The organism is Ruegeria sp. BHSC037, assembly GCF_059613045.1.
The window spans coordinates 109,512-120,846 of record NZ_JBXWRT010000014.1 but is presented as its reverse complement, the minus strand read 5'-3'; the positions used below and the strand labels follow the sequence as shown (position 1 = coordinate 120,846).

General features: G+C 64.0%; 11 protein-coding genes and 1 riboswitch. Of the genes, 2 read left to right on the top strand and 9 right to left on the bottom strand.

All coding sequences use genetic code 11. The features are described from left to right. The 3 genes from AC2FMN_RS14555 to AC2FMN_RS14545 form a co-directional block, all read right to left on the bottom strand. A partial coding sequence (locus AC2FMN_RS14555) for an ABC transporter permease (protein WP_496689006.1) occupies nucleotides 1-1,942 on the bottom strand: 1,942 nt, incomplete at its 3' end. Then, nucleotides 1,943-2,968, bottom strand: a complete 1,026-nt coding sequence (locus tag AC2FMN_RS14550; RefSeq protein WP_496689004.1) for an ABC transporter substrate-binding protein — start codon at nucleotides 2,966-2,968, stop codon at nucleotides 1,943-1,945. 93 nt (nucleotides 2,969-3,061) lie between these two features. Continuing rightward, the gene (locus AC2FMN_RS14545) at nucleotides 3,062-4,723 is read right to left on the bottom strand and encodes a Na/Pi cotransporter family protein (RefSeq protein WP_496689002.1); all 1,662 of its coding nucleotides are present in this window, start codon (nucleotides 4,721-4,723) and stop codon (nucleotides 3,062-3,064) included. 167 nt (nucleotides 4,724-4,890) lie between these two features. On the opposite strand from AC2FMN_RS14545, the gene AC2FMN_RS14540 reads away from it, so the two are divergent. Further along, the gene (locus AC2FMN_RS14540) at nucleotides 4,891-5,706 is read left to right on the top strand and encodes a DeoR/GlpR family DNA-binding transcription regulator (RefSeq protein ID WP_496689000.1); all 816 of its coding nucleotides are present in this window, start codon (nucleotides 4,891-4,893) and stop codon (nucleotides 5,704-5,706) included. Nucleotides 5,707-5,836: 130 nt separating this feature from the next. Here the strand turns inward: AC2FMN_RS14540 and AC2FMN_RS14535 are convergent, their stop codons facing one another. The 3 genes from AC2FMN_RS14535 to AC2FMN_RS14525 form a co-directional block, all read right to left on the bottom strand. Then, nucleotides 5,837-7,021: a CaiB/BaiF CoA transferase family protein gene (locus AC2FMN_RS14535; RefSeq protein WP_496688998.1), complete on the bottom strand. Its 1,185-nt coding sequence runs from the start codon at nucleotides 7,019-7,021 to the stop codon at nucleotides 5,837-5,839. Next, a complete protein-coding gene (locus tag AC2FMN_RS14530) occupies nucleotides 7,008-8,627 on the bottom strand; it encodes a thiamine pyrophosphate-binding protein (RefSeq protein ID WP_496688996.1) in 1,620 nt (539 codons plus the stop codon). The genes AC2FMN_RS14535 and AC2FMN_RS14530 overlap by 14 nt, the downstream gene beginning before the upstream one ends. 79 nt (nucleotides 8,628-8,706) lie before the next feature. Continuing rightward, nucleotides 8,707-9,168 (bottom strand): DUF302 domain-containing protein, encoded by a 462-nt coding sequence (locus AC2FMN_RS14525; protein ID WP_496688994.1) that lies wholly within the window; start codon nucleotides 9,166-9,168, stop codon nucleotides 8,707-8,709. Nucleotides 9,169-9,312: 144 nt separating this feature from the next. Between AC2FMN_RS14525 and AC2FMN_RS14520 the strand changes: the two genes are divergently transcribed. Then, nucleotides 9,313-9,657, top strand: a complete 345-nt coding sequence (locus AC2FMN_RS14520) for a DUF1636 family protein (RefSeq protein WP_496688992.1) — start codon at nucleotides 9,313-9,315, stop codon at nucleotides 9,655-9,657. On the opposite strand, the gene AC2FMN_RS14515 is transcribed toward AC2FMN_RS14520, so the two are convergent. From AC2FMN_RS14515 to AC2FMN_RS14505, 3 genes are all read right to left on the bottom strand, one after another. Further along, nucleotides 9,645-10,139: a hypothetical protein gene (locus AC2FMN_RS14515; protein WP_496688990.1), complete on the bottom strand. Its 495-nt coding sequence runs from the start codon at nucleotides 10,137-10,139 to the stop codon at nucleotides 9,645-9,647. The two genes, AC2FMN_RS14520 and AC2FMN_RS14515, sit on opposite strands and share 13 nt — an antisense overlap. A 64-nt stretch (nucleotides 10,140-10,203) precedes the next feature. Beyond that, nucleotides 10,204-10,902 carry a CbtA family protein gene (locus AC2FMN_RS14510; RefSeq protein ID WP_496680183.1) on the bottom strand — a complete coding sequence of 233 codons (699 nt, stop codon included), beginning with the start codon at nucleotides 10,900-10,902 and terminating at the stop codon, nucleotides 10,204-10,206. A gap of 4 nt (nucleotides 10,903-10,906) precedes the next feature. Next, a complete protein-coding gene (locus AC2FMN_RS14505) occupies nucleotides 10,907-11,077 on the bottom strand; it encodes a CbtB domain-containing protein (RefSeq protein ID WP_496680184.1) in 171 nt (56 codons plus the stop codon). A 36-nt stretch (nucleotides 11,078-11,113) separates the two neighbouring features. Next, nucleotides 11,114-11,322, bottom strand: a riboswitch (cobalamin riboswitch). Between the last annotated feature and the right edge of the window lie 13 nt (nucleotides 11,323-11,335).

Here is an 11,335-nt window from a genome sequence, read left to right as displayed (position 1 = left end):
GCAGGATGACCCGCCGGAAGGTCTGCCAGGAATTCGCCCCCAGCGTCAGCGAGGATTCATCCAGGCTGCGGTCCAGCTGTGACATGCTGGCGATGCCGGCGCGCACACCCACCGGCATGTTGCGAAAGATGAAGCTGACCACCAGGATGACACCGGTTCCCGTGATCTCGATCGGGGGCACGTTGAACGCCAGAATATAGCTGACGCCGATCACCGTGCCGGGAATGGCAAAGGACAGCATGGTGCCGAATTCGAAGGCGTTCTTGCCCGCAAAATTCTGCCGGGTCAGAAGGTAGGCCGTCACCAGACCCACGGCGGCGGTCAGCGGGGCGGCGATGGCGGCGATGGTTATGGTGGTCCAAAAACTGTCCCAGGCGGCGCCGGTCCAGCGGATGCCTTCCGCGTCCAGCCGCACCGAGAAGGCGGTGACGTAGTGCTTGAAGGTCAGCGTGTTGTTGACCCCCCACAGCTCGACCACGCTGCCGTAGACGATCATCGCATAGACGACCACCGTGAACAGCGCCCAGCCCAGCGCGATTACCGCTACCGGGATCGACAGGCCCGTGGGCATCAGTGGATGCACACCGGAATCGCCCTTGCCGGTCACGGTGGTATAGCTTTTCTTGCCCAGCCAGACGCGCTGGGCGTAGAAGGCCGACAGGGTAAAGAACAAAAGCACCATCGCCAGCACCGCCGCGCGGCCCTGATCGTACTGGGCGCCGACGATGGCAAAGAAGATCTCGGTCGACAGCACGTCGAAATTGCCGCCAAGAACCAGCGGGTTGCCGAAATCGGCCATGCTCTCGATGAAGCCCAGCAAAAAGGCGTTCGCCAGGCCCGGTCGCATCAAGGGCAGCGAGACGGTTCTGAAGGTCTGCCACCGGTTGGCCCGCAAGGTCTGTGCGGCCTCCTCCATCGAGGGCGAGACACCCTCGACCACGCCGATCAGCACCAGGAAGGCGATGGGCGTAAAGGCAAGGGTCTGTGCGATCAGGATGCCGGGCATCCCGTACAGCCAGCGCGTGGGCTGGGTGCCGAACAGATCGGCGACGAAGCGCGTTACCGATCCGGACAGGCCGAACAGCAGGATCAGCGCCAGTCCGATCACGAAGGGCGGGGTGATGATCGGCAGCACCGTCAGGGCGCGCAGCGCTCGTTTGTAGCGAAAGCCCGACCGGGTGACGACCAGCGCGAAACACAGGCCCAACGCGGTGGTGAGCAGCCCGACCAGAACCGCCAGCACCAGCGAATTCCAGGCCGCACCGCATTTCGCGCCCCATAGGCACCCTAGCCCCCACAGCCGGTCGTCGAAGAATTTCGAGAAGAAGACCGCCACCGAATAGGCCCCGTCCTCGGTCACGAAGGCGGCAAACAGCATTCTGGCGATCGGGAAGAAGACAAAGGCGGTGACGATGGTGATGACGCCGCCGATGGCGCTGACGACGAACACGTCTCCGTTCACGGCGCCGCGCGCAGCGATCCCCTGGGTCAGCAAAAAAAGAAAGCTCGAGGCGCAGATCATCGCGCCATAGCCCATGCCGAACTGCCGGTCGCCCAGCTCTCCGAACAGGGCGGTCAGCCAGTCGAAGTTGAAACCGCGGATGCCGATGCCGAACCCCTGCGCGATCAGCCAGGCAAAGCCGAACGCCCCCGATAGGATCAGGATGCGGGCGTGCAGCGGGTCGGATTTCGGCCGGCCCAGCGCCAGCAGTGGCAAGGCCAGCGCAAGGACCATCGGCGCCAGCCAAAGCTTCTTGCCCTGTGCAATCAGAAAGGCCGCAGGGGCATAGTCGTCGTCAAACGGATAGCCATCGACCAGCCAGTGGAACGACCAGAAGCCGTCCTCGACCATGTACCACGGCAGCAGGCAATAGCCGACCCACCCGGCGGCGATCCAGAAGATCAGCACCGAATGGGCCGTTTTTGTGGTGGAACGCGTCATTTACTGCGGCAGAACCGAAACCTCTTCGTCCCATTTCTGCAGCAGGCGTTTGCGTTCGTCGGACGAGCCGTATTTCTTGAAATCATAGTCGATCAGCTTGATCTGGCTCATGTCCGGCGCGCTGTCCGAGGTCTTGGCCGCCTTGTTCGACGGTACTTGGAAAGCGTTGACCTCGAGCGCCAGGTTCTGCGCCTCGGCGCTCAAGGCCCAGTCATAGAATTTCTTGGCTTCTTCGACGTTGCGGGCGCCGTCGATGATCGACATCGACCCGATCTCGTAGCCGGTGCCTTCGCACGGGGCGACCACCTGGATGGGAAAGCCCGCCACGGCTTGTTTTACCGCGTCATGCATGAAGACGATCCCGATGGTCGTCTCGCCACGGGCCGCCGCCTTGATCGGGGCCGAGCCCGATTTGGTGTATTGATTGATGTTCTTGTGCAGGCCCTTCATGAAGTCGAACCCTTCGTCCTCGCCGAAGATCTGCACCATCGAGGCCAGCGTCGTGTAGGCGGTCCCCGACGAGTTCGGGTTCGCCATCTGGATATGGCCCTTGTATTCGGGCTTGAGCAGATCCTTCCAGCAGGACGGCTCGGCCAGGTTGTTGGCTGCCAGCAACTCGGTGTTGTAGCCATAGCCCAGCGCGCCCGAATAGATGCCGATCGTCCGGTTTCCGGCACTTTCGGCCTGCGCGAGCGCCCAGTCATGCAGCTGGTCGCGCATGGGCGAGAGATACTCCATCGTCAGGCCCTCTTCTGCGGCCTGCAAGTGCGGATCACCCGTACCGCCCCACCACACGTCGCCCTTGGGGTTGGACGCCTCGGCGCGGATCTGGGCAAAGGTCTCGCCCGAGGATTTGCGGGTCATGTTGACATCGACGCCGGTGGCGTCCTCGAAGCTGCGCGCCATCAGCTGGCACCAGTCTTCCTGCGCCGAGCAGTACAGGGTCAGCTTGTCCGCGTAGGAGGCCGAGACCGAGGTGGTCAGGGCCACGAGTGAACTTGCGAATGTCAGTGTGAGTCGTTTCATGTCTTTCCTCCCAGTTGCATGTCGGTGGCCGGGTTGGCCGCCTCGTACTCGTCCTCACACGGTCTTGCGCCGCTTTGTTTCAGTCCGCTTCCTTCAGGATGCGCCTCCGATCTTGCGGGGGCGGGCCAGTCGGCTGCCCAGCAGATCACCGGTTTCCTCGGCGATCGGATAGGCCACGAAGGCGAGGGCCGCGTTCACCTGCTTGAGCAGGCGCAGTGTTTCCTGATGGATGTTCGTGGTTTCAATGCTGGCCGCCGCGCCGTTCTGCAGACGTTTCAGGTGCCGTTCCTGCAGGTTCTGTTCCTCGATCCGGATCCGGTCCTTCTCGGCCACCAACTGACGAGCGGCCTCGGCGTCGCCGGTTGTCAGAACGCTTAGCGCCAACTGGCCGTTCGTAACGACCTGATCGTGGAAATGTTCGATGTCGGCCAACCCTTCCTTGGAAAAGGTCAAGGCTTCGTCGGCCAGTTTTTGCGCCACCGCCACAAGGTTGACCGCGAGCCGGTCGGCGGCCTCTTCCAGGTTGTTGGCCATGGCCACAATGCCCAGCGATTTCTTTTCCTGCTCCGGCGTCAGGTCGTTTTCGCGCATGCGCGAGATGTAGATCTTGATGGCGAAGTGCATCCGGTCGACCTCGTCCTCGCGCAGCTGGATCACCCGGGCCAGTTCCGGATTCCAGTTCCGAAACAGTTGAACCACCGGCACCAGCATGGCCTGCACCGTTTCTGCCATACGCAGCAGCTCGCGCTGTGCGCAGGCCATTGCCAGGGGCGGGTGGTCGAGGGCGCCGGGATCCAGCGCCGAAACGCTTTCGGTGGTTGACGCCGCGTGGCGCGGCAGAAACCTGTCGACCAATGCAACCAGAGGTTCGGTCAGCGGCAGTGCGACCACCAGAAGGATGGCGTTCAACAGGATATGCAGCAGGACAACCTGCTGGCCCGGCGCAGCAGCGAGCATGTCCATGTTCAGTATCCCGGCCAGCAGCAGTGTCAGGGCAACCAGCGTCAGACCCGCACGTGCCACGAGGTTCGATAGAACCACCAGCCTGGCCGGGCGCTCGTGTCCCCACAGCAGGGCTACCGGAATCACCGCTCCGCCCAGATTGGCCCCGATCACCAGTGCGGCCGCGACCGGGGCGGCGATCAGTCCCGATGCAGTGAAGGTTGCGAACGTCAGTACCGAGGCCAGGCTGGAATGCATCACCCAGGCCAGCAATGCGCCGATCACATAGGCGCTGAGCAGATCGTTCTCAAAATAGGCGGCAATGCTCTGGACGATCGGGTTGGCCCCGATCGACGCGGTGGCCTCGCGGATCATGCCAAGCGACAGCAGCACCAGGGCAAATCCGATCACGATGCGGCCGACCTGTTTGGTCTTGCGGCGCTGCGCCTTCAAGAAGGTGACCACGCCCGCAAGCAAGGCAAAGGGTATCACCGCCTCGACCGGCAGGAACAGAACCTGCGTCATCAAGGCCGAGCCCAACTCGGCCCCCAGAATCAAGGCCAGAGCCGATTGGGCCGCCAACATCCCCGATACGGCGAATCCCGCGCCGATCAGGGCCACCGCTGTCGCGCTTTGCATCAGCATGGCCGTCAGGCTGCCGCCAAGTGCGGCCGACAGCTTGCGTTCGGATAAGGTTTTCAGTCCACGCTTCAGTTCTGGCAGAAAGGCGCGTTCGATGCCCGTTCGGATCAGCCGGACTGACCACAACAGCAGCGCCACCGCCGCCGCCAGATGTGTGGCAAGTACGATCATGTGGAGGTCGCCCGCTTCAGTCTTTGGTGGCGCATTGTTGACCAACCGCGTTTGTATTCTCGAAGTTTGGCAAGTGTCACCACCAATTTGAGGGTTTTGCAACAAAATATTTGCAAAAATGCTGGAAAGCCCACAGTTTTGCCATGTTGACCGGGCCGGAGTTAAAGATGTCAAACACCAAGGCAAAACAGAAAGACGCCAGGAAGGGAAAGGACCGGCTGAAGAAATCAGACCGGCGGCGCCAGATCCTGCTCGAGCTGAAATTGCGGCCGCATGTCCGGATCAGCGATTTGGCCCGAAGCTTCAACGTCTCGACCGAGACCGTCCGGCGGGATTTTGACGCCCTCGCCAAGGATGGCCTGCTGGCGCGCGCGCATGGCGGGGCCTCGACCGCGTCGCAAGGCCATTACCCCAGCCTTGACGAGCGTACGGCCGCCCGCGCCGCCGAGCGGACGCGTATCGGGGAAACGGCGGCTGCGCTGGTGCAAGAGGGCGACACGGTAATGATCGACTCCGGGTCAACAACGATTCAACTGGCCCGCGCTCTGGCGTTGCAGGGGCGGTCTTGTACGGTGATCACGAACTCGATTCCGGTCGCCGCAGCGCTGGGTGACAGCGCGGCCGACGTGATCCTCTGTCCGGGGGAATTCCTGCCGGCTGAATCGGCCGTGATCGGCGCCGATACGCTCGAGTATCTCTCGCGGTTCAATGTCGATCGCTGCCTGATCGGCGCGACGGGCCTGACCGACGAGGGGGTGTCGGAGGCGATCAGCGGCTTTGCGGCGATCAAGAGGACGATGCTGCAGCGCGCGGCCAACAGGCACCTGCTGATCGATGCACTGAAATTCGGCTGCAAGGGTTTGGTCCGCGCCGGCGCGCTGGCCGATTTGGACAGCGTCGTGGTCGATACCGCGCCGACGGGGCCGTTGCGCGCGGCGCTCGACGCTGCAAACGTGGAAATCGTGTTGGCGGACTTTGGCTGAAACCGGCAAGCTCTGGTCCAAGAAGGGCCGCACAGAGCCGCGCCAAACTTCCGTTGTCCAAATTTGCGCCCAGTTCAGTGTGATCGTCGGGGCGATGGCCCCACATACGCCCGATCAAGGCAGTTCCTGGTCATGCCTCGAACGGGTCGTCCGCGTCCAGGACGGCTTGGGTATCCGCCCCAAAGGTCGGAGGTGCCGTTCGATAGGTCACGGGCGTGCGGGACAGCTTCAGCGGGTTTCCGATCAGTTTGACAGGGGCGGGGCCGGCCTGCATGTCGATCTGCATCTGCCGCGCGGCCAACTGGTCCGAGGCAAAGACCTGATCCAGCGTCTGAACCGGGCCGACCGGCACTTTCAGCGCCTCGAGGCCATCGATGACGGCCTTGGTGTCCAGCCGCTGCAGCGCGGGCCGCAGTACCTCGTTCAGGGCATCGCGGTGTTCCAGCCGGGCCGGGTTGGTGGCGAACCGCGCATCGTCGGGCAGGTGATCGAGGTTCAGAAAGCCGCAGAAGCGCCGGAACTGGCTGTCATTTCCCACGGCCAGAATTACGTGGCCGTCGGCGGTTTCATAAACATCGTAGGGCACGATGTTGGGGTGCCCATTGCCGCGCCGCTGTGGAACCTGGCCCGAGGTCAGATAATTCACGCCCTCGTTGATCAGCCATGCGATCTGGCTGTCGACCAGTGCGATGTCGATCTGCTGGCCTTCGCCGGTCTGATCCCGGTGGCGCAGCGCCGCCAGAATGCCGACGGTCGCGTACATGCCGCACATTACGTCGGCGATGCCCACGCCCACTTTCATCGGGGCTCCGTCCGGCTCGCCCGTCAGCGACATAATCCCACCATAGCCCTGCGCCATCAGGTCATAGCCAGGCTTGGCCGCGTTCGGGCCGGTCTGGCCGTAGCCCGAGATCGAACAGTAGATCAGCCCCGGAAAGTCGCGCGAGAGGGTTTCATGGTCCAGCCCGTATTTGGCCAGCCCGCCGGGTTTGAAGTTTTCTATGAAGATGTCGGCATGGGAAGCCAGCCGCCGGATCTGTTCCTGCCCCTCTGGCGTGGCGATATCGATGGCGACGGACTTCTTGTTGCGGTTCGCGGCCATGAAATAGGCGCTCAGATCGGTCGGGTTGCCATCCGCATCGGTGACATAGGGCGGCCCCCACTGGCGGGTGTCGTCGCCACCGGTGGCCGGATTTTCCACCTTGATCACGCTAGCGCCTAGATCGCCCAGCAGCTGCGTACAGGTCGGGCCGGCCAGAATGCGCGACAGATCCAGAACCTTGACGCCCTTCAGCGGTCCGTCAGATGCGGCCATCATAGCCTCCGCGGTCGATCTCGGCGGCGATCACGGTGAACGTGTCGGCGGCCATCGCGGCCTTCAGCGCCGCCCGCAGTTCGGCGCGGTTGCGCACGGTGTGGCCGTTGCCGCCGAACGCCCGGCCCATCGCGGCATAGTCATGCCGGTCGAAATCGACGCCCCGGTTGCCCATCTGGCGCTGGCGCTGTTTCAATTCGATCAGTGCCAGGCTGGCATCGACAAAGACCAGAAAGATCGGGTTTCCACCCATTTCTGCGGCGGTCGACAACTCACCGGCGACCATCAGGAACCCGGCATCGCCGGAAAAGCTGATGACCGGTCGGTCTGGTTCGGCCAGTTTCAAGCCGATCGCCATTGGAACGGCGCAACCCATCGTGCACAGCGCCGACGACTGGATCAGGCCGCGCGCTTCGGAGCATCGCCACATCTGGCTAAGGAGGATGCGGTGCGCGCCGCTGTCGGCGGTGGCCAGTGTTTCGAAGGGCAGGGTGTCGCGGGCCTCGGCGATCACGGCGGCAGGGCCCCAGTCGTCATCTGTCGGAAAGGCCGCAGCCAATGCGGCCTTGACCTGCGCCGGTTGGCCTTGGGGCCAAGTCGGTCGTGCAGGGTTGCCCTTGGCGATCGCCTCAAGCGTGGCGCCGGTATCGGCCACCAGGTTCAGCCCCGCCTGGTGCATGTAGTGGTCATTCGCCACGGCCGAGATGTCGATCACGCGTTTCTCGTCCGGGTCCCAGATCTCGCGCCAACCTGGGCGCATTTCGATCGGGTCGTAGCCCAGACACAGGATCAGGTCGGCCTGTTCGACCAGCGGCACAAGGAGCGTGTCGGCCAGGGGCGACAGGCCCGCACCGCCCAGGCACAGCGGGTGATCCTCGGGCACCACGCCCTTGGCCTTGTAGGTCGTGACGAACGGGATGCCGAAATGTTCCAGAAACGCCCGCACAACGCTGCGCGAGTCGTCATACAGCACGTCCAGCCCGATGATCGCCAGCGGACGCTCGGCCTCGGCCACCCAGCGGCGGGCCTTCTCGAGGCATGTCCCCTCGGGCGCGACGCGGGCGGCCCGGGTCAGCCGTCGGCGCTTGGTGATCGACACCCGGGTATCGGCGACCGAGATCGGCACGTCGATATGCACCGGCCCCGGTCGCGGCTGGGTGGCCAGCGACACGGCCTTGTCGGCGATGATGTCGGCGCCCTTGGCCGTCAGGGTGAACGTACCCTTGGTGATCGAACGATAGACCTGCGCGTGATCCATGACCTGATGGGTGTAGGTCAGCGCCTCGTCGGCATCGACGCAGCCGGTCAGCACGATCATCGGCACCCGGTCCTGCAGCGCGTTGGCCACGACATTGATGCCGTTCATTGCCCCCGGCCCCAGAGTCGCCACCAGAATCGCTGGCGCGCCGTCGCGGTGGTGCACCGCCTCGGCCATGAAACCAGCCGAGTTTTCGTGCTTGGTCAGGTGAAAGGTGATCCCGGCCTGTTCCAGTGCATCGATCAGTGTCAACACCTCGCCCCCGGGCATGCCGAAGGCGTGGCGGCACCCGGCCTCGTACAGCCGTTGCGCCAGAAGGTCCGCAGCGCGGGGGGACAGGTCCTGCATCGAACAAGCTCCGTAGGTTCCGTTGCGCAGCAGATTGCGGAGGTTCCGGGCCGGCGCAAGCCGCATCACGTCAGTGTGACTAATTGACAGCCATCTCGGCGATGGCGGCGAACTTGGCGTCCAACTCTGCGGCGATCGCGGTCAGGGCGCCGGTGCCATCGGTGTAAGGGGTAAAGACCAGGCTGGGCGTCTTGTAGGACAGCGTAGCGGTTCCGTCCTCGTTTTCCGTGACATAGAGGCGGATCGGCGCCTCGATCATCGCGGGCACCGATTGTTCCAGAACCCGCACCGCATAGTCGTTGTTGAAGACGCCGATCACCCGGTTGCCCGGAATGGTGATGCCGCGCGCGGCGGCGGCCTTGGTCGGCCCGGCCTGGGTGACCACGGCCATCCCGTTTGCCTTTACCGCTGCGATCGTGTCGGCCACCAGCGCGTCATGGGCCTTGGCTGTCGGGTGGACGGCCCAACCCGGCCGGGGTTCGATATCGGCCGCCAGCGCGGGAAGCGCCAGCAGGCCGAGGAAAAACACAAAATGTTTCATCGCGGGCTCTCCAAGTCGTGGTTGGCTCGAGTCTTGCCGAAATCACGGGCGCGTACAGTCACAATATCGTGGGTGGCGGGCTTGCGCCGGGGTTGCGAAACCCGCACAAGCGACAGTGTGAAACGGAAAAGGCAGGCGAGGGGCATGCGTGTTTTGATCTGCAGCAGCTGCGCGGGCGAGCGCGACCAGCCGGCCGAGCGACAGGCCGTATTGGACGCTCTGTGCGCTGCGGGACTGGACCGGCAGGTCGAGATCGCCGAGCACGCCTGTTTCAGTGGCTGCAATGAACCGACCGTGGTGGCGATGCAGGGGGAAAGCTTGGCGTCTTACGTGTTTTCGGGGATCGATCCGGTTGCCGATGCCGATGACATTGCGGCGACCTGCCGGACCATTCTGAACAGCCCGAATGGCTGGATCGAGGACGCCCGGCCGTGCGGGCGGCTCCGCTTGTGTCTGCGGGCGCGGATCCCCGCGCTTCAGTCCACCTGAACCGTGACTGAGGCGCTGACAGGCACCCCATCCACGGCGAGCGGGCTGTGGCTGTTGGCGTTCAGCGAGACCTTAATGGTGGCTTCGCCCTTGGGCAGGTCCGGAAGGTGCATCCAGTTACCATAAAGCCGCGCTAGCTTGACGCCGTTCACATAGACATGCGCATGGCCTTCGCCAGGCCTGTCCGCCAATGAGGCGTTCTCCGGAGAGAAGTGGAAGTTCTTTGGCACCACATGCAGGTTCCAACCCGCCATCGGGTCAGGGGTGACGGCGATCTCCAGCCCCGGCGCATCCGGTCCGGCGGGCAGGTTGATGGCGGTGCTGTGATCATGGGCCGTGGCCTCGACGTGATGGCCGCCGTGTTGAGCGGGGTCGGTATGGTCGTGACCGTCGAAGGTGACGCCGTTGGCTGCGGCCAGCACGAACCCGGCGCCCCCGCCAAAGACCAGACCGATCGCAAATAGTGCAAGCGAGCGTGTCATCTTGTTTCCTTGAAAAGCAGATGATCCGCCAGTTGGTCGCCGGCGGATCGTGGGATTTCGGGGATCAGGCCGCGGCTTCGACGCGCTTGCCCTCGCTTTGCCAGAAATACCCGGCAAAAGCACCCAGCAGCACCCAGGCCGCAAGACCCACGCCGAAGGCGCGCGCGGCGAACAGGGCCCCGATCTCGGTCGGAACCGGCCCGGTGAACACGTCGGGTTCCGGCGCGCCGATCAGGTGCGGGGCCATCAGCAGCACGGCCGCGACCAGATAGCTGACGATGTTGCCACCAAAGGCGATCAGCCACAGCGCCACCACGGCAGCCGCGACGGTTGCCCACCACCAGATTTGCCGCGCGAACACATCGGCTGCGGCTACGCCCGGAACCTCGGGGGCCAGGGTGAAACCCGGCGCCAGATGAAAGGCGATGAAACCGGCCAGGCCCCACAACACGCCCGTGCGCCCGTCAACCGGGTGGCCCAGCGCCTCGGCCAGCGACATCAGGGCGACCAAAACCAGCGCATAGCCGGTATAGGTCAGCATGGTGAACACCACGCTCAGCCCGTCGCGGGTCAGGTCCGAGAACATGCCCGGCAGCTCGGGATGGGCCGACACGGCCTCGGCCCCGAAATGCACCAACTCCCCGGATTCATAGAGTTCAGCGTGCAGCAACACGGGCTGCACGAATAGCAACTGCAGCAGGGCGACGATCAACCCGGCTGCGGCACCAGCGAACAACGCGCTGGTCAGAATGCGGCTGAACATTGGTTTAGTGGCAGGGGAAGCCGGTAGCGTGGCGCACGTCATGGGCGGCGTCATGCAGCGCCGATGCCTGAACGTGACCGGCCACGGTGATGATCCCCAGGCCCAAGGCCGCCGCGAACACTGCCGAAAGCATGCCGGCGCGTACCGTTGATGCGGTTTGCGTTTGTGTCGTCATTTTCTGTCCTCCTGTGCCGCCGCACCCGACGGCCGGTGTTTCATTGTTCGCCTGGCAGGTCTCCTGGCTTGCGGGTCAGCGCCTCTGTTCGCCTTCCCCCCGAACGGATCGGGAGTGGCTGGTTGAACAGGGCTCACCGCTTACAGTCGCGGGGGCGGCTTTGGATTTGACCTGCGCGCAGGCCGCACCAAATTCCCTCTTAGCATCCGGATGTCTCCGGCAGGACCAGACCCGTCCATTTAGACGTGAATGCCGCTA